Origin of the sequence: Pseudorhodoferax sp. LjRoot39 (assembly GCF_964253035.1) — a bacterium.
In the GTDB taxonomy this organism is placed as follows: domain Bacteria; phylum Pseudomonadota; class Gammaproteobacteria; order Burkholderiales; family Burkholderiaceae_C; genus Pseudorhodoferax.
In genome coordinates this window covers 2,385,895-2,405,953 of the sequence record NZ_CAXUQL020000001.1, presented here as the reverse complement: position 1 = coordinate 2,405,953, position 20,059 = coordinate 2,385,895, and the positions used below count along the sequence as shown (strand labels likewise).

The following is a 20,059-nucleotide window of genomic DNA, read 5'->3' as shown; positions in this document are numbered from 1 at the left end:
TTACAGGACCTCGACCGTGTGGTTCATGTTGGTGTAGATGCAGATCTCGCCGGCGATGCCGAGCGACTTGCGCACGATGTCCTCGGCCGACAGTTCGGTGTTCTGCAGCAGTGCGATGGCGGCCGACTGCGCATAGGCGCCGCCCGAGCCGATGGCCACGATGCCGTGCTCGGGTTCGAGCACGTCGCCGTTGCCGGTGATGATCAGCGAGGCCGTGTGGTCGGCCACGGCCAGCATGGCTTCGAGCCGGCGCAGCACGCGGTCCGTGCGCCAGTCCTTGGTCAGCTCGATGGCCGCGCGCGTCAGCTGGCCCTGGTGCTTCTCCAGTTTGGCCTCGAAGCGCTCGAACAGCGTGAAGGCGTCGGCGGTGGCGCCGGCGAAGCCCGCGAGCACCTTGCCCTGGTGCAGCTTGCGCACCTTGCGGGCCGAGCCCTTGACGACGATGTTGCCCAGCGTGACCTGGCCGTCACCACCGATGGCGACCTGGACGCCCTGGGGTGTGGACCGGCGCACGCTGACGATGGTGGTACCGTGAAATTGCTCCATCGGATGGACCTGGGGTCGGATGCGTGAAAAACAAGCGGCTGGCGCGCAGCGCCGGCCGGGCGCGACCGTTTCAGTGGCTGCGCGGCACGAGGGTGGCGTGGTCGGCCAGGCCGATCACATGGAAGAAGACGGCCACGAGCCGGTGCAGTCCGCGGAACTCCAGCCGCTGCCCGGCGGCCTGTTGGGCCGCGGCCCAGTTCAGCACCGAACCGGCGGCGGCGAAGTCGATGCGCACCAGATCCGCGCAATCCACCACCAGCGGCTGGCCGGCAGCGGGCGGTGCCCCCATGGAAGCCAGTGCGCCCAGTGCGTCGCCGGTCACCACGCCAGCGAGCCGCACGGCAGGCCCAGACCCATTGTTGGCTGCAGCCTGGCCGCGAGCGCCGGCAGCATCCGACGCGGCCAGGCTGCAACGCGCATCCTCCCAGGGCGGCGGCGCCACCTCGTAGGTGATGCAGTAGTCGAGCGCGACAAGGTCGAATTCCTCGGGCCGCTGCGTCAGCCGCAACCAGGCCAGGCGCAGCCGCCACCACGCGGCGGGCTGGGCGCGCTGCCCCGACACGGTGTGGTGGCGCAGCAGTTGCTCCAGCCGCGGGCTGCCCCGCGCCGACAGGCGCAGCGGCTGGTCGGCCAGCCGGGACAACAGGTCGGCCAGCGGACCGAGCGCGGGCGGCGGCACCGCGTCGAGAGCGCCCCAGTCCAGCTGCACGGTGTCGCCGCGGAACTCGGCGAGCTGCACGGCCAGCGCCGTGACCTGGGCCGCATCGAGCAAGGCCGGCGCCGTCCAGGCGAGCGCGGCGCCGACGGCTGGCACCGCGCGGTCCGGCGCGCCGATCACCACCCAGGCCGGCGCCTGGCGCTGGTGGCGCACAGTGAAGTCGATGGCCATGGCCTCGAAGCGGCCCTGCTGCGCCGTGGCACGGTAGAAGTCGAACAAGGCCGCCCAGGCGCGCAGGGCCACGGGCACCGGCGTCTGCGCCTCGGCCAGCGCGAGCAGCGCCGCCTCGCAACCGGCGTCGTCGCCATTGGCGAAGCGGATCGCGGCCTCCTCCAGCCCGGGGTCGGCCACGAGTTCGCCGCCCTGGGCGCCAGCGCCCAGCGACCAGTCCACATCCGGCAGCATGTCTTCGGGCGGCGCCTCGGCCAGCAAGGCCTCGCGCGGCTGGATGTCGGTGGCCGCGAAGTCGGTGACGCGGGCCTCGGCCGGCTGCGGCTCGGCGTTGACGGTGGGCGAGAACCGGGGCACGGCGGCGGCGGCGGCGTCGCGTGGCGGTTGCCACGGCTGCCGCACCATCTGCGCCTCGATCTCGTCGATCTTCTTGAGCGTGCCTTCGCGCTGGCCGGGGGCGGATGATGGCCGGCTGCTGTCGAAGAAACCGGAATCGTCCAGCGCCATCGGCGTGGCGGACACGCCCACGGCGCTGCGCTGGCGCAGCTTGCGCAGCTGGTCGAACTCGCGCTTGCGCACGAAGTCGTTCGCGCGCTTGCGCTCGATCATCTCCTTGAGCACATGCTTGTTGTACTGGCTGTCGCGTTCGTCCAGCTGGTCCAGCTCGGACCAGTTGACTGTCGGGTTGCGAACGAACTTGACGACCTTGGACAGCAGTCCGCCGGGCGGTGGCGCGTCTTGGGCCATGGGCGTGGCGGAATGAAAGGCGGAACGGGACCTCAGTCGCCGAACATCTTCTGCTTGAGCTCGCGGCGCTGCTGCGCTTCCAGCGACAGCGTGGCCGTGGGGCGGGCCAGCAGGCGGCCGACGCCGATGGGCTCGCCGGTCTCGTCGCAGTAGCCGTAGTCGCCAGCGTCGATGCGGGCGATGGACTGCTCGATCTTCTTGAGCAGCTTGCGCTCGCGGTCGCGCGTGCGCAGTTCCAGCGCGTGCTCTTCCTCGATGGTGGCGCGGTCGGCCGGATCGGGTACGACCACGGTGTCCTCGCGCAGGTGCTCGGTGGTCTCACCGGCGTTGTTGAGCATGTCCTGCTTGAGCGTGACCAGCTTGAGGCGGAAGAAGGCCTGCTGCTTCTCGTTCATGTACTCCGAATCCGGCATGGACAGGACTTCGGCGTCGGTGAGTTCCTCAGCCGACTTGGTCTTCCAGTTGTTGGCCAGCTTGGGGTCCTTCTTGGACACACCGGCGGAGGGCGGCGGAGCGATGGGAGACGACATATCTTGCAGAAAACTTGCTTTGGCGGCGGTGGAGGCCACCGCCTGGGCCATGGATGGTACGGTGATTTGCGAGAGCCGCGAAACCCTGCCGGCACGGGCGGGCATGGGTGCAGCCGTCGGCTCCGCAGAGGGCGCAGATGCCTTCACTGCCTTCTTGGCAGCGGTGGTCGCGGCCGGTGCAGGCGCCTCCTGCGGCTTGGCCGCAGCCTTGGTCTTTGCGGATGGTTCTTTCACTCGGCGCCTCCTTGCGGGTTGGCGGAACCCGGTGCCAGCGATTCCAGCACCAGGCAGGTCCAGCTACCGCCCGCAACGTCGGCACGGTTTATACCCGCAATAGGGGCCATTTCCGCACCAGCGCGAAACTTTGTGGCGCCGGCCTCAAACCAGGCACTGCTCCAGTCCCTGCAGGAAGATGTCCTTGGGCAGATCGATGCCGATGAACACCATCTTGCTGGTGCGCGCCTCGCCCTCGGCCCAGGCCGGGCCCAGGTCGCTGCCCATGAGCTGGTGCACGCCCTGGAAGATGACCTTGCGCTCGGTGCCCTGCATGTGCAGCACGCCCTTGTAGCGCAGCATGCGCGCGCCGTAGATGTTCACCACGGCGCCCAGGAAATCCTCCAGCTTGGCAGGGTCGAAGGCGCGGTCCGCACGGAACACGAAGCTCTTGACGTCGTCGTCCGTGTGGTGGTGGTGCCCATGGCCATGGTCGTGGGCGTGCGAGGGGTGGTCGCAGTGCTCGCCGTGTTCGTGGTCGTGGTAGTCGTGCCCGTGGTCGTCTTCCTTGAGGAAGTCGGGGTCGATGTCCAGCTTGGCGTTGAGGTTGAAGCCGCGCAGGTCGAACACCTCGGACAGCGCCACCTCGCCGAAATGCACGGCCTTGTGCGGCGCGCGCGGGTTCATGTGCTTCAGGCGATGGACCAGCGCGTCGACCTCGTCCTGGGCCACGAGGTCGGTCTTGCTGATGAAGATCTGGTCGGCGAAACCGACCTGGCGGCGCGCCTCCTGGCGTTCGTTGAGCTGCTCGGCGGCGTGCTTGGCGTCCACCAGTGTCAGGATCGAGTCCAGCAGGTAGCTCTCGGCGATCTCGTCGTCCATGAAGAAGGTCTGCGCCACCGGACCGGGATCGGCCAGGCCGGTGGTCTCGATGACCACGCGCTCGAAGTCGAGCTCGCCCTTGCGCTTCTTCTCGGCCAGCATGGCCAGCGTCGAGCGCAGGTCCTCGCGGATCGAGCAGCACACGCAGCCGTTGTTGAGCTGGATGATCTGCTCGCCGGGCTCGGAGACCAGGATGTCGTTGTCGATGTTCTCTTCGCCGAACTCGTTCTCGACGACGGCGATCTTCTGCCCGTGGGCCTCGGTCAGCACGCGCTTGAGCAGCGTGGTCTTGCCCGAGCCGAGGAAGCCGGTCAGGATGGTGGCGGGGATCAGGGCCATGGCGGTCTCGCTAACGACGAAAGGCGGGGAGTTTAAAGAGCTTGCGTGGCGGCTGCAGCTCAGCGGCGCATGACCACCAGGCCCTTGAGGTAGTCGCCCTCGGGGAATTCGATGGTCATGGGGTGGTCGGGCGCGGCGCCCGTGCGCTGCACGATGTAGCCGTCCACGCCGGCGTCGATGCCGGCGCCGGCCACGATCTTGTGGAACAAATCGGGCGCGATGCCGCCCGAGCAGGAATAGGTGAACAGCACGCCACCGGGCTCCAGCAGGCCGAGCGCGAGGCGGTTGATGTCCTTGTAGGCGCGCGCCGCGCGCTCGGCATGGGCCACCGTGGGCGCGAACTTGGGTGGGTCGAGCACGATGGCGTCGAAGCGCCGGCCCTCGTCCTTGAAGCGGCGCAGCGAGGCGTTCACGTCGGCGTCCAGGCATTCGGACTGGTCGGCCGCAAAGCCGTTCAGCGCCACATGGGCCTGCACGCGCGCCAGCGCCGGGCCGGACGAATCGATGGAGGTCACGTGCCCGTCCACACCTGCCGCGCGCATGCCGGCCAGCGCCGCGACCGTGAAGCCGCCCGTGTAGCAAAAGCAGTTCAGCACGCGCTGGCTGCCGAGCCGGGCCACGGTGTCGGCGAACAGCTTGCGGCTGTCGCGCTGGTCCAGGTAGAAGCCGGTCTTGTGGCCGGTGGCGATGTCCAGCGTGAGCTTCCAGTCGTGCTCGGCGATGGTCAGCTCGGTCGCGCCCTCGCCGCGCAGCCAGCCGGTGGCCTCGGGCAGGCCTTCGAGGCCGCGCACGCTGGCGTCCGAGCGCTCGTACAGGCGCGTGAGGCCGGTCAGTTCACACAGTGCGTCGGCCAGCGGCTGCTTCCAGCGCTCGGTGCCGGCGGCGCCGAACTGCGCCACCAGCGTGTCGCCGTAGCGGTCCACCACCAGGCCTGGCAGGCCATCGGCCTCACCATGGACCAGGCGCACGCCGTCGCTGCGGACATCGAAGCGCCGGCGCGCCGCGATGGCCTGCGCCAGACGTTCGCGCAGGAAAGCGGCATCGATGCGCTGGCCTGCGTCGAAGCTCCAGGCCCGGGCGCGGATGCGCGAAGCCGGGCTGAACGCGGCCCAGGCCAGGAAGCGGCCGTCGGCCGCCTCCACGCGCACGGTTTCGCCGGCATCGGCGCCGCCGCGGGCGATGGCCGATTCGAACACCCAGGGGTGGCGGCGCAGCAGGGACTTTTCCTTGCCCTCGCGGAGACGGATGACTTTCATTGGCCGGGATTGTCGCCGCTGCTCCCACCGATACTGCCAGCATGAGCACCATCCAATTCCGGCGCCGGCTGATCGTCGTGCTGCTGCTGTGCGTGGCCGCGGTCGCGGCCGTGGTCCGCCACCGGGCCGACCCGGACTCGACCGTGCACGATGTCGCCACCGTCATGATGCTGCTGTGGCTGCCCGTGCTCGGCAGCATCCTGGGCTGGGCCTACGGCAAGCTGCTGCGCAAGCCGCCACCGCCGCCCGCAAGCTTCGCGCCGGGACAGGCTTTCCAGCCGCAGGCGCTGGTCGAATTCACACTGCGCCCGGCCTCGATCCCTGCGCAAGACATCCCGGTGAAAGCCGGCGAGCACCGCTGCGTGCTGGTGGTCGGCAACCAGGGCTTCCAGATGCGCTGGCAGATGCCGCCCGGCGAAACCTTCCGCCGCGGCCAGGCCCGGCAGGCGGAGGTCGAGTTCCTCGCGCCGCACAAGGCCTTGCCGCTGCTGCCGCAGGGCACGGCCTTTCGCATGATGGTGGGCGACGCCTTCGTCGGCGATGGCCGCGTGCTGCAGGCCAGCACGCGGTAGGCGTCAGCCACCCGGCTTGCGGCGCGCGCGCGGATGCGCCGCGTCGTAGGCCTTGGCCAGGTGCTGGAAGTCCAGCCGCGTGTAGACCTGGGTGGTGCTGATGTTGGCGTGGCCCAGCAGTTCCTGCACGGCACGCAGGTCGCCGCTGGACTGCAGCACATGGCTGGCGAAGGAGTGCCGCAGCATGTGGGGGTGCACGGGTGTGGCCAGCCCGGCCAGTTGGCTGCGCCGGCGCAGGCGCTGCCAGATCGATTGCGAGGTCAACCGGGTGCCGTGGCGGCCCACGAAGAGGGCCGGGTTCAGCGTGGCGCCATCACCGCGCAGGGCCAGCCAGGCCTTGAGGGCACTGGTGGCGGACGCACCGATGGGCACACTGCGCCGCTTGCTGCCCTTGCCCAGCACATGGGCTTCGCCAGCGTCCAGGTCGATCCAGCCGCGCGCCTGGCCGCTGGCGCGCACGTCCAGCCCGGTCAGTTCGGCCACGCGCAGGCCGGCGCCGTAGAGCAGCTCGACCATGGCCGCGTCGCGCGCCTCCAGCCAGGGATCGTCCGCCTCGCTGCTGAATTCGGCCAGCTGCACGGCCTCGTCCACGCCCAACGCCTTGGGCAGCGGCTTGCCGGACTTGGGCGCGCGCACGTCCTGCACCGGGTTGGCCGCGACCAGGCCTTCGCGGCCCAGCCAGGTGTAGAAGCCGCGCCAGCCCGACAGGATCAGCGCGATGCCGCGCCCGCTGCGGCCCCCGCTGTGCATCTGGGCGACCCAGCGGCGGATGTGGGCGTTGTGCACGGCCACCAGCGCCACGGGCACGGCCTCGGCGTGGGCCCGGAGCTTGGCCAGGTCGGCCTGGTACAGCGCCAGCGTGCGCGCGGCCAGGCGGCGCTCGACGCGCTGGTGCTCGAGGTAGCGCTCGACCAGCGCGGCATCGTCCATGGACGCTCGGCTTACTGCAGGCGCGACAGCGCGGCGCTGGCCAGTTCGGCGATGCGCTCCAGGAAGTCCGTGCCCATGCCGGACTCGAAGCGCTGCGGATCGGGCGAGGCCAGCACCAGCATGCCAAAGGCCGGCTCGGTGCTGTTGAGCTCGCCCACGCGCAGCGGCATCAGCACCACCGACATGGCCTGGGCCGGCTCGGGCAGCCACTGCACGGCGTCGAAGCCGGGGTTGACGCCGCAGAACGGCGCCGTCAACGAGGAGGCGAAGCTCTTGGCATCGTCGCTGACACCCTGCGCGAAGCCGTGGCCGGCGTAGTCCGCCGTCACGCCCCAGACCTTGAGGGCCGCCTGCGGCACGCCGAACTGCGCCTGCACCTCGGCCACGATGCGCTGTGGCAGCTCCGCCGGCGCGCGTGTGCGCAGCAGGCTGCGCGCCCAGCGCTGCAGCTTGTCGGCGATCAGCACGTTCTCGTTGCCGTGGCGGATCATGTCCATGATCCGGTGTTCCAGGCCCTTGATCTTCTCGCGCAGCATCTCGGCCTGGCGTTCCTGCAGGCTCACGGCGCGGTTGCCGTGCGGGCTGGTCATCTGCACGGCCGTCAGCACCTCGGCGTGGCGCTCGAAGAAAGCCGGGGTGTGGATCAGGAAGTTGGCGATGTCGTCTTCGGTGATCGGGTTGTTGGAATTCATGCTCATGCTTTTCCGCAAATGGGTGCGATCAGGATGCGGCACCGTGCAGCTGCGACACGCAGGCAGCCGGTACCGAAGGCCGCGGAGCAGGCCATGCCAACGACATCCGCGGGGCTGGCTCTGCCAGACCGCTGGATGTGCCCCCTCGAGGGGGTTGGCGAAGCGCGCAGCGCGGAAACTGGGGGTGTTCTCATGCGGGGATCTCGATCTCGCCTTCGAAAACGGTTTGCGCCGGGCCGGTCATGCGCACGGACTGGCCCACGCCCTCCCAGGCGATGGTCAGCACGCCGCCGCGCGTCTGCACGTCGACCGGGCTGTCGAGCCAGCCCTGCGCGATGCCACCGACCACGGCTGCGCAGGCGCCGGTGCCGCAGGCCAGCGTCTCGCCAGCACCGCGCTCGTGGACGCGCAGCTTCACGTTGCGCCGGCTCAGCACCTGCAGGAAGCCGGCGTTCACGCGGTTCGGAAAGCGCGGGTGGTGCTCGACCAGCGGGCCCTGCTCTGCGACGGGCGCCGTGTCCACGTCGTCCACGCGCTGCACGGCGTGCGGGTTGCCCATGGACAGCACGGCCAGTTCCACGGTCGGGCTGTCGGCCTCCGTGCCCAGCGCCAATTTCCAGGGACCGACGGCACTGGCGCCTTGCGGCGACAGGCCGGCGGCGTCGAAAGGCACCTGTGCGGCTTCGAACACGGGCGGGCCCATGTCCACCGTCACGCGGCCATCGGTCCCCATGGACGGTGCGATCACGCCGGCCGCCGTGTGCACGCGCAGCGCGGCCTTGTCGGTCAGGCCGTGCTCGCGCACGTACTGGAAGAAACAGCGCGCACCGTTGCCGCACTGCTCGACCTCGCCGCCGTCGGCGTTGTGGATCACGTACTCGAAGTCCACGCCAGGGCCGGTGGAAGGCCGTACGGTCAGGATCTGGTCGGCGCCCACGCCGAAGTGCCGGTCGGCGAGAAAGCGGTACTGGTCCTCGCGCAGGCCGAGCCGGCCGCGCGTCTCGTCCAGCACCACGAAGTCGTTGCCGGCCCCGTGCATCTTGGTGAATCGGATTCGCATGGGCGCGGATTATCGCGGGCGGGCGGTCACCTTGTAGCCTGCGGGACAGCACACCGAGCGCCAAACCGGGGCAGCCGGCAGAATCCCCGCCATGCCACGCTCCAGCCAACTGCTCCACCCGCAGCGCGACCCGGTCGTGCCGCGCCCCGCCGCCACCGTGCTGTTGCTGCGCGACACGCCAGCCGGCATCGAGGTGCTCATGACACGACGCTCGCTGACGGCCAGCTTCGCGCCCGGTGCCTTCGTGTTCCCGGGCGGCGCCGTCGACGCGGCCGACCACGCGGCCCACGCCCAGGCCAGCCGCCGGCCCGGGCAGGACGACGCGCGGCTCACGCAGGCCATCGCGGCCGTGCGCGAGAGCTTCGAGGAACTCGGCGTGCTGCTGGCCCGCCGCGCCGACGGCCGCTCGGCGGATGCCGCCGACGCCGCCCGGCTCCACCGCCACGCACCGCTGCTGCCGCAGTGCGCGGCCCAGGGCCTGCGGCTCGCGGCCGACCAGGTCTTCGTGCTGGCCCACTGGACCACCGACCGCGACCTGCCCAAGCGCTTCGACGTGCCCTTCCTCGTCGCACGCATGCCCGAGGGCCAGCATCCCGTGGCCGACGAGACCGAGCAGTTCGAGCCCTGCTGGGTGCGCCCCGCCGATGCGCTGGCGCGGCATGCGGCCGGCAGCTTCGAGATCATCTTCCCGACCATCCGCACCTTGCAGCGCCTGCAGGCCTATGCCACGGTGGACGCCGTGCTCGCCGCCTGCGCCAGCGAGCAACCGCTGTGGACCTCGTGCCCGCGCGCCGGCTTCCTGGATGGCGCCGAGGCCCGCTACATGGAGCACGAGACGGCCTTTGGCGAACTGGCCATGGTCTGCCCCGACGGGCAACTGCTGCACGCGCTGGACTGGCGCCATGAACAGCCCACGGCCCTGCTGCGCAACCTGCAACGCCTGACCTGCGGCAACCCGGGCGTGATGACCGGCCCCGGCACCAACAGCTATCTGGTCGGCGATGCCGCCAGCGGCTACATCGCGATCGACCCCGGCCCGCTGGACGAAGCCCACCTGGACCGGCTGTTCGCAGCCGCCGGTGGCGACATCCGCAGCATCGTTTGCACGCATTCCCACGCCGACCATTCGCCCGGCGCGCGCCCGCTGGCCGAGCGCGTGGAACGCGCTGGCCGCCCGCGCCCGCCCGTGCTGGGACTGGCCTCGCGGCCGACGGCGCGCCCGGCCAGCCAGTTCACGCCCGACCGCGAGATGGAAGACGGCGAACGCCTGGTGCTGCAGGGCGATGGCGTGACCCACACGCTGAAGGCCGTCTTCACGCCCGGCCACGCCGCCAACCATGTCTGCCTGGTGCTGGAGGAAGACGCCCTGCTCTTCAGCGGCGACCATGTGCTGAACGGCAGCACCACCGTGGTGGACCCGCCGGACGGCGACATGGGCCACTACCTAGCGTCGCTGGACAAGCTGTCCGCGGCCTGTGCCGAGTTCGGCATCGCCTTTATCCTGCCGGCCCACGGCTACGTGCTGGGCGACGCGCCGGGCGCCATCGCCAGGCTCAAGGCGCACCGGCTCGCGCGCGAGGCCAAGGTGCTCAAGGCCATGCGCGCGATCCCGGCCGGCAGCATGCGCGACTGGGTGGCCATCGCCTACGACGACGTGCCGCAGAAGATGTGGCCGGTGGCCGAGCGCTCCATGCTCGCGCATGTGGAGCACATCCGCGCCACCCAGGCGCTCTGACGCTCAGTCCCCCAGGTACGCCCGCATCAGCGCCCCGTCGGCCAGCAGCTCCGCCGCACTCCCCTGGGCAACGATGCGCCCCGACTCCAGCACATAGGCGTGGTCGGCCAGCGACAGCGCCAGGCCGGCCATCTGGTCCACCAGCAACAGCGTCATGCGTTCGTCGCGCAGGCGCGAGAGCGCGGCGAACAGGTCTTCGATGACCTTGGGCGCCAGGCCCAGCGAGGGCTCGTCGAGCAGCAGCACCTGCGGCTGGGCCATCAGGCCGCGCGCGATGGCCAGCATCTGCTGCTCGCCGCCCGACAGCAGGCCGGCGCGCTGGTGCAGGCGTTCGCGCAGGCGCGGAAAGCGCTGCAGCATGTCCTCCACACGGGCCTCGCGGCCCTCGGGCTTCAGGAAGGCGCCCAGGCGCAGGTTGTCCAGCACGCTGAGTTCGGGGAACACCTGGCGGCCCTCGGGCACCAGCACCAGGCCCAGGGCCGCGATCTGCTCGGCCCCCAGTCCCGCCAGTTCCCGGCCATTCAGGTGGATGCCGCCCGCCACCGGCCGGTGCAACCCGGCCAGCGAACGCATCAGCGTGGACTTTCCTGCCCCGTTGGCGCCCAGCAGCGCCGCCATCTGGCCCGCGCGCACGCTGAGTGCGACGCCGTGCAGCACGGGCTCGGCGCCATAGCCGGTCTGCAGCGCGCCGATGCCCAGCACCTCCGCACCGGCCGGCGCAGGCGGGCGCGCCACCACGGCGCCCTGCAGCCCCGCCTCGCCCAGGTAGGCGCGGCGCACGGCCGGGTCGGCCCGCACCATGGCGGGCGTGCCGTCGGCCAGGCGCTGGCCGGCGTCGAGCACGACGATGCGGTCCGACAGGTCCATCACGAGCGCCATGTCGTGCTCCACGATCACCACGCCGATGCCGCTGTCGGCGATCGCGCGCAGCAGCGTGGCCAGCCGCGCCTTGTCCTCGCGCGAGAGGCCGGCGGCCGGCTCGTCGAGCAGCAGCACCTGCGGGTCGGCGGCCAGCGCGCGCGCGATCTCCACGAGGCGCTTGTCCACGTGCGCGAGGTCGGCCGCCGCTGCGTCCGCCGGACCGGCGTAGCCGCATTGCGCGAGCAGCGCGCGGGCCTTGGCCCGCAGCGCCGGCGCGTGGAAACGCCGCACCGCCAGCGGCGAGCCCAGACGGCCGCGGCACATGGCCAGCGCCACGTTGTCCTCCACGCTGAGGCTGCCGAACAGCTGCGAGGTCTGGTAACTGCGCGCGATGCCGGCCCGCGCCAGCTGGTGGGCCGCGCGGCCCTGCAGATCCTGGCCCGCCAGGCTGAAACCGCCCGCGCTCGGCTTGTAGAAGCCGCTCAGCATGTTCAGCACCGTGGTCTTGCCGGCGCCGTTGGGGCCGATCAGGCTGGTCACGCCACCACCCACGGTCTCGAAAGCGAGGTCGTGCACGGCGCGCACCCCACCGAACTGCCGGCCCAGGCCCTGCACGCGCAGCACGCCGCGCGCGGGGCCGCGCGGCAGCGGCTGGGCCGCCATCGGCACGGCGGCCCCGGCAGACTTGCGCCCCCAGCGCGCGAACAGCCCCGCCACACCCAGTGGCGCGGCCCACAGCACCACCAGCAGCAGCGCGCCGAAGAACAGCAGCCGCCAGTCCTCCATGCCAGCCAGCAGCTCGGGCAGCAGGCTCACGATGACCGCACCGATCAGCGGCCCGGCCACCGCACCGGCGCCGCCCACCATGACCACCAGCACGAACAGGATGGACTGCAGCATGCCGAAGGTCTGCGGCGTGACGAAGCCCGACAGCGGCGCGAACAGGCCGCCCGCCAGCCCCGCCAGCGCGGCCGACAGCGCGAAGGCCACGGCCTTCACGCGCACCGGCGCGATGGCAATCGATTCGCTGGCCACCTCGCTGTCGCGCACCGCGCGCAGCGCCGCGCCCCAGGCGCTGCGGTCGAGCCAGGCGTAGAGCAGCACCAGCACGGCGCAGGCCAGCACCGCCAGCGCGGCCACGGCGCGCTCGCCCGCCAGGCCGAACAGGGCAGGAGCGCCGATGCCCATGATGCCGTTCTGCCCGCCCGTGAGCCCGCGCCACTCCACCGCGCCATGCTCGACGATGAAGCCGAAGGCAATCGTGACCATGGCCAGGTACGGCCCCTTCACGCGCAGCGCCGGCACCGCCAGCAGCAGGCCGACCGCGCCGGCCAGCAGCACGCCGATGGGCCAGGCCAGCCAGAACGACAGCCCGGCCTTGGTCGTCAGCACCGCCACCGCGTAGGCCCCCAGTGCATAGAAACCCACATGCCCGAACGACACCTGGCCCGCCAGGCCCAGCAGCACGTTCATGCCGATGCCCACGATGGCCAGCAGCGCCACGTTGGCCAGCACATAGACGTAGTAGCCATTGAGCGTGGCGGCCAGCGCCAGCGCCCCGGCCAGCAACAGCACCCACGCGGCCCAGCCCGTGGGTGAGACCACGGAGAAGGTGCGAACGAATCCGCCATGCCCGCTCATCCCGCCCGAACACGCCCCCTCGTCGTTGCAAATGCTCGCCATAGCGGGCGCTATGTCTGCGCTTTGCGCCTCGATGGGACGCGCCCGGACGGTCTGCTCGGCCACGCCGAATCCATTCACACCTTCTGACTTCATACCTTCTTCACCTCGGCACGGCCGAACAGGCCATCGGGCCGCAGCGCCAGCGCCACGATCACCAGCGAAAACATCATGATCTGGGTGTAGCCCGAGCCCAGCGTGGCCGTGACCAGCGCCTCGCCGGCGCCGAACACCAGCCCGGCCAGCATCACGCCCCAGGCGCTGGCGATGCCGCCCAGGATGGCGACCGCGAAGGCCTTGAGCCCGAACAGCGTGCCCATGTCGGCATGCACGTTGAACAGCGGCGCCACCAGCGCGCCGGCCACACCGGCCAGCAACGTCGACAGCGCGAAGGCCAGCAGCACCACATGCTTGACCGGGATGCCCATGAGCCGCGCGGCATCGCGGTTCTGCTGCACGGCCAGCACGGCCACGCCCCAGCGCGTACGGCGCGCCACGAAGTGCAGCAGGCCGGCCAGCGCCAGGCCCACCACCGGAATCACGAGCTGCAGCGGGTAGACGCCCAGGGACGTGTCGCCCAGCGTCATCGGTGTCTGCGCCCAGGGCGATGGCAGGCTGCGCGGCTCCTTGCCGAAGCCGTGCATGACCAGGTTGTCCAAGACGATGCCCAGCGCCACGGTGGACATCAGCCAGGCGTTGGAGCCGCGCCGCACGAAGGGCCGCACGGCCACGAACTCGACCAGCATGCCGTAGACCGCACAGGCGGCCAGCGCCACGGCAAGCGCCAGCGGCATGGGCCAGCCCATGGACTGCGAGAACACCCAGGTCAGCACCGCGCCCAGCATCATCGAGCTGCCCTGCGCGAAGTTGACCGTGCCCGACACCGCGTAGGTGATGTGAAAGCCCAGCGCGATCAGCCCGTACATGGCGCCCAGGCCCAGGCCGCTGACCAGGGCAGAGATCAGCAGCATGGCGCGCCCTCCCAGCAACGCCCCGTCACTGCGCGACCGGGAGAATTTTGTTGTCGATGAACTGCGCCCAGACGTAGTCGTTCTCGCTCACCGCGTCGTGCACCTCGGCCGTGAACGGCCGGTCGTAGGTCTTGATCAGGCCTTCGTAGCGCCCGATCTTGTAGAAGCCCTGGCGCACGGCATCGCCCTGCGTGCTGCCGGCCTGGGCGATGGCCAGCGCGCTGAGCTGCACCGCGTCGTAGGCGTTGGCCACGCCGACGGCGGGCGTCACGTCGTCCGGGCCCTTGATGTCCGGGTACTTGGCCTTCAGCGCCGCCAGCACCTTCTCGCCCACCGGCGTCTGCTTGCCGAAGAAGCTGTAGGTCTGCACGAAGTGCACGCTCTTGGCGTTGGGGCCGGCCAGCTCGGTGAAGCGCCCGCCCGCGGGGCCCCAGTGCGAGACCACGGGCACCTTCCAGCCCATGCGGTCCAGCGACTTGACGACCTGGGCCGAGGGGCCCACGTTGCCGACCAGGAACAGCGTGTCGGCCCCGGCCGCCTTGAGCTTGGCCAGCTGCGGCACCACGTCGACCGCATTGCCGTCGAACTTCTCGATGCCTGCGGCCTGCATGTTCTTGGCCGCCAGCGCGGCCACCAGGCCCTTCTCGTTGGACTCGCCCCAGGGGTTGTCGACCAGGATCATGGCCGGCTTGGCGGCCTTGAAGGTCTTCTGCGCGTACTGCAGCATGGCCTTGTTGACGATCTCGTCCACGGCCGACACGCGGAACGCGAAGTTGGGGTTGGCGCCGTTCTTGGTGATGGGCGTGCCTGCCGCCCAGGGGCCCATGAACGGCACCTTCTCCTGGTTGGCGATCGGCACGATGGCCAGGGAGACCGGCGTGTCCAGCCCGCCGAACAGCACTGCCACCTTTTCCTTGTAGATCAGCTCGCGCGCGGCCATCACGCCCTTGGCGGGGTTGCCCTCGTCGTCGCGGCGCACCAGTTCGAGCTTGCGGCCATTGAGCAACCCGCCCTTGGCGTTGATCTCGTCGATGGCCACCGACATGCCGCGCGTGATGGCCTCGCCGGCGCGGGCCGACTGGCCCGAGAGCGCGGTCACCAGGCCGATCTTGATCGTCTCCTGGGCGAACACGTCGGGGCTGGCGAGTGTGGCGAGCGCGGTGGCGGCCAACGAGAGCAGGGAGCGGCGAAGCAAGGGCATGTGTTTCTCCGTCAGATGAACAAGGACGGACGCCTTTCGCAAGCTCCATGCCATTGATGGCAGCAAACCCATCAAAACATTGACGCCAAAGCCAAAACCATATTGTCGACAATTCAATGCGCAGATAGGCACCATAATTGCTCGGCCTTGCCAGGCGCAGCCCACCGCGCCACGCACCATGCCCTTGCACCAAAAGCTTTCTTTTTCGCACCTCGACAGTGCAGGCCCGCTGGCCGAACGTGCCCTGCCCCACCATGGGCTGTTCGACTACCGCCCGATCACGCAGCGCAGCGACTACGCCTGGCCCGGCGGCCGGCGCCTGGCCTGCTACATCGGCTTCAACCTGGAGCATTTCGCGTTCGGAGACGGCCTGGGCGCCTGCCTGGGGCCGGCGACGCCGCACCCCGACGTGCTGAACTACTCCTGGCGTGAGTACGGCAACCGCGTGGGCGCCTGGCGCTGCCAGGAGTTGTTCGACCAGCTGGGCCTGGCCACCGGCGCCATCCTCAACACCGCGCTGTACGACCACTGCCCCGAACTCGTGGCGGCCTGCGTGGCGCGCGGCGACGAACTCATCGCCCACGGCCACACCAACGCCGAGCAGCAGGCCGCCATGGACCCGGCCGCGGAACGCCGTCTGCTGGCGGACTGCCGCGCCCGCATCGCACGCGAGAGCGGCGTGGCGCCGCAGGGCTGGCTGTCGCCCTGGATTTCCGAGAGCCCGGCCACGCCGCACCTGCTGGCCGCCACCGGCTACGGCTACACGCTGAACTGGTGCCACGACGACCAGCCCGTGCGCATGGCCACGCAGGACGGGCCGCTGTGGTCCGTGCCCTACCCGCAGGAGCTCAACGACATCCCCATGATCATGGCGCGCCAGATGGACGCCAAGGACTTCGCGCAGATGGTCATCGACAACTTCGACGAGATGCTGGCGCAGTCGCGCGCGCAGCCGCTCGTGATGGGCATCGCGCTGCACCCCTACATCGTCGGCCAGCCGTACCGGCTGCGCCACCTGCGCCGCGCGCTGGAGCACATCGCACGGGCGCGCGACGCGGGCGACATCTGGTGGACCACGCCCGGCGCCATCGCCTCCCACATGCAGGAGCACCGTCCCCATGGCCACGCGTAGCCGCACCGCCGCAACCGCTGCCCCCGCCACGCCGGCCCCCGTGACCGGCCTCAACGAAGCCGAGAGCCGCATCTTCCACGCGGTGTTCGAGAGCGTCATGAGCCAGCGCCTGGCGCCCGGCACCAAGCTGCCCGAGCAAGGCCTGTCGGACCTGTTCGGCGTGCACCGCGCCGTGGTGCGCAAGGTGCTGCAGCGCCTCGCGCACGACCGCATCGTCGACCTGCGGCCCAACCGCGGCGCCGTGGTGGCCGAGCCCACGGTGCAGGAGACGCGCCAGATCTTCGAGGCCAGGCGCTTGCTGGAGGCCGCCATCCTGCCGCTGGCGGCCGCCCGCATCACCAAGGCCGAACTGGCCGCGCTGCGCCGCCAGCTGCGCGAGGAGCACGCCACGCTGCACCAGCACAACCAGCCAGCCTGGGCACGGCTGGCCAGCGCCTTCCACATGCGGCTGGCCGAGATCGCCGGCAACGAGGTGCTGCAGCGCTACCTGCACGAGCTGATCTCGCGCTGCTCGCTGATCGTGGCGCTGTACGAGCCGCCCGGCAACGCCGCCTGCGAGCACGACGAGCATGCGCGCATCGTCGACCACCTCGAGAAGGGCGAGGTCGCCAAGGCGGTCAAGCTCATGGACGAGCACCTGCTCGACCTGGAGCAGCGCCTGCACCTGGACCGGCCGCAGTCCGAAAAATCGCTGGGCCAGATGCTGGGCCTGGGCTAGGAAACACCATGGACATCGATTTCTCCGCCATCACCGAATACCAGCGCTACAAGCTCATGGCCAGCCTGATCGTGCCGCGGCCGATCGCGCTGATCACCACCGTGAACGCCGAGGGCGTGGTCAATGCCGCACCGTTCAGCATGTTCAACATGCTGGGCGAGGAGCCGCCCATCGTGATGGTCAGCATCAACCGGCTGCAGGACGGCGAGCTCAAGCACACGGCGCAGAACATCGTGGCCAACAAGGAGTTCGTGGTGCACATCGCCGACGAGGCCATGGCCCAGCAGATGCACCGCTGCGGCGAGACCTTTGCGGCCGACGTGAGCGAGCTAGCGGCCGTGGGATTGACGGCCGCGCCCTGCAAGCGCGTGAAGCCGCCGCGCATCGTGGAGGCGCCCGTGGCCTTCGAATGCACGCTGCACGAACTGCTGGAGACGGCCAGCCGGCAGATCTTCATCGGCCAGGTGCGCTGGCTGCATGCGCGCGAAGGGCTGATCGACACCGCCACATGGCGCGTACGATTGCAGGATTACTTCCCGGTCGCGCGCTTCGGTGCCAGCTTTTACGTGAACACGCGCGAGCGGTTTTCGCTGGAGGGTAGCGCCAGCGCGCCGGCCACGACCACACCCATCGATGAAATCTGATTCCGATCTTCCCGACGACGAGACCCAGGGCGTGCGCCTGGCCAAGCGCGTGGCCGCCCAGGGCGGCTGGTCGCGCCGCGACGCCGAACTGCTGATCGACAACGGCGTGGTGCGCGTCGACGGCACGGTCGCGCTGTCCCCGCAGATGCGGGTGCTGCCCGCGCAGCGCGTGGAGATCGAGAAGAACGCCAGGCCGGAACCGGTGCCGCCCGTCACCGTGGTGCTGCACAAGCCCGCCGGCATGGACATCGACCCGGCCGCGCCGCTGGCCGGCGCACGCCGCAGCGACACCGACCGCTCCGGCCTGCGGCCGCTGCCCCGGCATCTGCTGGACCAGCACTACGTGGCCCCGCTCGGCACGCGCGACAGCGGCCTGGTGGTGTTCACGCAAGTGCACGGCATCGAGCGCAAGCTCATCGAGGACGCCGGCATCCTGGAGCACGAGCTGCAGGTCGAGGTGCAGGGCGAGGTCACGCCCGAGGCGTTGCAAGGCATGCGGCCGGCGCGCGTGAGCGTCGGCTCGCAGCGCGAAGGCCGCACGGTGCTGCGCTTCGCCATCAAGGGCCCGCAGCCGGGCCAGGTCAGTGCCATGTGCGAGCGTGCGGGGCTCAAGATCCTGGGTGTGCGCCGCATCCGCCTGGGCCGCGTGCCGCTGGCCGGCATGGCGCCGGGCGAATGGCGCTACCTGCATCCCGACGAACGTTTCTGAAGCGCCGCCGCGGCGGCGCCGCGCATGAAAAGTGTGAAGCCCGCCGATACGCCGGATTCTGTGCACCGGGGTTGCCCCCGGTGTGACCGCCATTCATCTGGGCCGTCTGTCACCAGACGGCTCGGTGCTACCTACCCGCCAGCTCCGCGGAGCCACATCAACGCTGGCCTATTTGGTATTGCTGCGCGTAGAGATTGCCCGTTTCACCCCCAGTGGTCTGCCTTGCGGCACTCCCCCGGGACTCGTCTCTGTTGCTCTGATCCTCACCTCACGGTGGAGAGCCGTTAGCTCCTACGCTGCCCTGTGCAGTCCGGACGTTCCTCCAGTGCGGCCTTTCGGCGATTGCACCAGCGACGGCCTGGCGGGCTTCACGGCGCGGATTATCGCCGCACGCATGCAGCGCCAGAAGATGAGAACAATTCTCGATAATAATCGCGCGCCGCCATGACCGCCGAACTGTCCCCCGCCCCGCTGCTGAAGGCTTTCCAGGAGAGCTACCAGGATCTGGTGCGCTTCATCGCGCGGCGCACGGGCAACGCGCAGGACGCACGCGAACTCGCGCACGACGCCTGGCTGCGGCTGGCCGAGCGCACGGGCAGCCCCGGCATTGACGCACCACCGGTGGCGCGCGCCTATGTCTACGCCGTGGCGGAGAGCATCGCCATCGACCACCTGCGCCGCCGCCAGCGCGGTGCCGAGCGCTTCGCCGCCACGGACGGCCCGCCGCCCGAGCCCCGCACGGTCGATGTGGCCGAGCGGCTCAGCCACCGGCAGGCACTCGACGCCGTGGCGAACGCCCTGCAGCAGCTGCCGGCGCGCAGCCAGGCCATCTTTCTGGCCGACCGGCTGGAAGGCGCCAGCCATGCCGAACTCGCGGCGCAGCATGGCATCTCGGTCAAGACCGTGGAGCGCGAAGTCATGCGCGCCATGGACGGTGTCGAGGCCGCGCTGCACCGCTGGCGCGGAGACGCCGCCGTGCCCGCGCGCCGCGGCCGGCGGCGCGCGTTGTCGGCTCTGCTGGGCGTGGCTGGACTGACAGCCGGCACGGGGCTGTGGCAGGCCTGGCGGCGCACGCTGCCGATCTTCGAAGCAGTGCTGGCCACGGCCGTAGGCCGTATCCAGGTCCACACCCTGCCTGACGGCAGCCGGCTCACGCTGGACGCCGCGAGCCGCGCCGAGGTAGCGTTCTTCGCCAGCCGCCGCAGCGTGCGGCTGCTGGCCGGCAGCGCGTTCTTCGACGTGGCGCACGACGCGGCCCGGCCCTTCACGGTCGGGGCGCTGGGACACCAGATCACGGTGCTGGGCACGCGCTTCGCGGTGGACCTGGGCGCCGACGGCCTGCGCGTGGCCGTGGAGTCCGGCCGCGTGCAACTGCGCAGCGCCAGCGGCGCCACGCGGGTGCTGGGCGCTGGCGACATCGCCCACGTCAATGCGGCGCAAGACATCAGCACCACGTCCAGCGTCGACGAGGTCGCGCCCTGGCGTACCGGCTGGCTCGACTTCCACCATGCACCGCTGGGCGAAGCCGTGGCCCGCCTGGCACGCTACAGCCCGCGCCCGCTCAGCGTGGCACCCGACGCGGCCGACCTGCCCGTGGTCGGCCGCGTGCGCGTCGCCGATGCGAGCGGCTGGCTGCGCCTCCTGCCCGGCAGCCTGCCCGTGCGCGTGGATGGCGTCGACCGTCCAGACGGCCCCATCGTCATCACGCGCCGCCCCTGACGCGATGGCGCTGAGGGATTTGCGTCCCCCGTT

General features: G+C 70.6%; 18 protein-coding genes and 1 other RNA gene. 7 read left to right on the top strand and 12 right to left on the bottom strand.

The features are described 5' to 3' along the window. The 5 genes from hslV to ACSQ4M_RS11375 form a co-directional block, all read right to left on the bottom strand. A complete protein-coding gene (gene hslV, locus ACSQ4M_RS11395; protein WP_436189642.1) occupies positions 1 to 546 on the bottom strand; it encodes an ATP-dependent protease subunit HslV in 546 nt (181 codons plus the stop codon). Between the two features lie 70 nt (positions 547 to 616). Next, positions 617 to 2,182 carry an STAS domain-containing protein gene (locus ACSQ4M_RS11390; protein WP_436189641.1) on the bottom strand — a complete coding sequence of 522 codons (1,566 nt, stop codon included), beginning with the start codon at positions 2,180 to 2,182 and terminating at the stop codon, positions 617 to 619. Between the two features lie 32 nt (positions 2,183 to 2,214). After that, positions 2,215 to 2,817, bottom strand: a complete 603-nt coding sequence (gene dksA, locus ACSQ4M_RS11385; RefSeq protein WP_436193995.1) for an RNA polymerase-binding protein DksA — start codon at positions 2,815 to 2,817, stop codon at positions 2,215 to 2,217. A 273-nt stretch (positions 2,818 to 3,090) separates the two neighbouring features. Next, positions 3,091 to 4,146: a CobW family GTP-binding protein gene (locus ACSQ4M_RS11380; RefSeq protein ID WP_436189640.1), complete on the bottom strand. Its 1,056-nt coding sequence runs from the start codon at positions 4,144 to 4,146 to the stop codon at positions 3,091 to 3,093. A gap of 59 nt (positions 4,147 to 4,205) precedes the next feature. Further along, on the bottom strand, positions 4,206 to 5,402 hold the full coding sequence (locus ACSQ4M_RS11375; protein ID WP_436189639.1) for a class I SAM-dependent rRNA methyltransferase: 1,197 nt from the start codon (positions 5,400 to 5,402) through the stop codon (positions 4,206 to 4,208). 41 nt (positions 5,403 to 5,443) lie between these two features. On the opposite strand from ACSQ4M_RS11375, the gene ACSQ4M_RS11370 reads away from it, so the two are divergent. Next, positions 5,444 to 5,974, top strand: coding sequence for a hypothetical protein (locus tag ACSQ4M_RS11370; protein ID WP_436189638.1), 531 nt, complete (start codon positions 5,444 to 5,446; stop codon positions 5,972 to 5,974). A 3-nt stretch (positions 5,975 to 5,977) separates the two neighbouring features. Here ACSQ4M_RS11370 and ACSQ4M_RS11365 read toward each other — a convergent pair whose 3' ends face one another. The 3 genes from ACSQ4M_RS11365 to dapF all read right to left on the bottom strand — a co-directional run bounded on the left by ACSQ4M_RS11365 (position 5,978) and on the right by dapF (position 8,656). Beyond that, the gene (locus ACSQ4M_RS11365) at positions 5,978 to 6,904 is read right to left on the bottom strand and encodes a tyrosine recombinase XerC (RefSeq protein ID WP_436189637.1); all 927 of its coding nucleotides are present in this window, start codon (positions 6,902 to 6,904) and stop codon (positions 5,978 to 5,980) included. A gap of 11 nt (positions 6,905 to 6,915) precedes the next feature. Continuing rightward, a complete protein-coding gene (locus ACSQ4M_RS11360) occupies positions 6,916 to 7,602 on the bottom strand; it encodes a DUF484 family protein (protein WP_436189636.1) in 687 nt (228 codons plus the stop codon). A 184-nt stretch (positions 7,603 to 7,786) separates the two neighbouring features. Beyond that, positions 7,787 to 8,656, bottom strand: coding sequence for a diaminopimelate epimerase (gene dapF / locus ACSQ4M_RS11355; protein WP_436189635.1), 870 nt, complete (start codon positions 8,654 to 8,656; stop codon positions 7,787 to 7,789). A gap of 91 nt (positions 8,657 to 8,747) precedes the next feature. Between dapF and ACSQ4M_RS11350 the strand changes: the two genes are divergently transcribed. Further along, positions 8,748 to 10,391 (top strand): MBL fold metallo-hydrolase, encoded by a 1,644-nt coding sequence (locus tag ACSQ4M_RS11350; protein WP_436189634.1) that lies wholly within the window; start codon positions 8,748 to 8,750, stop codon positions 10,389 to 10,391. 3 nt (positions 10,392 to 10,394) lie between these two features. On the opposite strand, the gene ACSQ4M_RS11345 is transcribed toward ACSQ4M_RS11350, so the two are convergent. The 3 genes from ACSQ4M_RS11345 to ACSQ4M_RS11335 form a co-directional block, all read right to left on the bottom strand. Beyond that, complete coding sequence (locus tag ACSQ4M_RS11345; protein ID WP_436193994.1) at positions 10,395 to 12,893, bottom strand: branched-chain amino acid ABC transporter ATP-binding protein/permease; 2,499 nt, start codon at positions 12,891 to 12,893, stop codon at positions 10,395 to 10,397. A gap of 131 nt (positions 12,894 to 13,024) precedes the next feature. After that, positions 13,025 to 13,903, bottom strand: coding sequence for a branched-chain amino acid ABC transporter permease (locus ACSQ4M_RS11340; protein ID WP_436189633.1), 879 nt, complete (start codon positions 13,901 to 13,903; stop codon positions 13,025 to 13,027). Positions 13,904 to 13,928: 25 nt separating this feature from the next. Beyond that, positions 13,929 to 15,104 (bottom strand): ABC transporter substrate-binding protein, encoded by a 1,176-nt coding sequence (locus tag ACSQ4M_RS11335; protein ID WP_436189632.1) that lies wholly within the window; start codon positions 15,102 to 15,104, stop codon positions 13,929 to 13,931. A gap of 178 nt (positions 15,105 to 15,282) precedes the next feature. On the opposite strand from ACSQ4M_RS11335, the gene ACSQ4M_RS11330 reads away from it, so the two are divergent. From ACSQ4M_RS11330 to ACSQ4M_RS11315, 4 genes are read left to right on the top strand one after another with little or no spacing between them, the layout of a single operon-like run. Beyond that, positions 15,283 to 16,236 carry a polysaccharide deacetylase family protein gene (locus tag ACSQ4M_RS11330; protein ID WP_436189631.1) on the top strand — a complete coding sequence of 318 codons (954 nt, stop codon included), beginning with the start codon at positions 15,283 to 15,285 and terminating at the stop codon, positions 16,234 to 16,236. Then, positions 16,223 to 16,954, top strand: a complete 732-nt coding sequence (locus tag ACSQ4M_RS11325; protein ID WP_436189630.1) for a GntR family transcriptional regulator — start codon at positions 16,223 to 16,225, stop codon at positions 16,952 to 16,954. The genes ACSQ4M_RS11330 and ACSQ4M_RS11325 overlap by 14 nt, the downstream gene beginning before the upstream one ends. Positions 16,955 to 16,962: 8 nt before the next feature. Next, the gene (locus ACSQ4M_RS11320; RefSeq protein ID WP_436189629.1) at positions 16,963 to 17,598 is read left to right on the top strand and encodes a flavin reductase family protein; all 636 of its coding nucleotides are present in this window, start codon (positions 16,963 to 16,965) and stop codon (positions 17,596 to 17,598) included. Next, entirely contained in the window at positions 17,588 to 18,307 is a 720-nt protein-coding gene (locus ACSQ4M_RS11315) for an RNA pseudouridine synthase (RefSeq protein ID WP_436189628.1), read from the top strand. The genes ACSQ4M_RS11320 and ACSQ4M_RS11315 overlap by 11 nt, the downstream gene beginning before the upstream one ends. Positions 18,308 to 18,338: 31 nt before the next feature. Here the strand turns inward: ACSQ4M_RS11315 and rnpB are convergent. After that, an RNA gene (gene rnpB, locus ACSQ4M_RS11310) (RNase P RNA component class A) lies at positions 18,339 to 18,677 on the bottom strand. 74 nt (positions 18,678 to 18,751) lie between these two features. Between rnpB and ACSQ4M_RS11305 the strand changes: the two genes are divergently transcribed. After that, positions 18,752 to 20,026 carry a sigma-70 family RNA polymerase sigma factor gene (locus ACSQ4M_RS11305; RefSeq protein ID WP_436189627.1) on the top strand — a complete coding sequence of 425 codons (1,275 nt, stop codon included), beginning with the start codon at positions 18,752 to 18,754 and terminating at the stop codon, positions 20,024 to 20,026. Positions 20,027 to 20,059 lie beyond the last annotated feature (33 nt).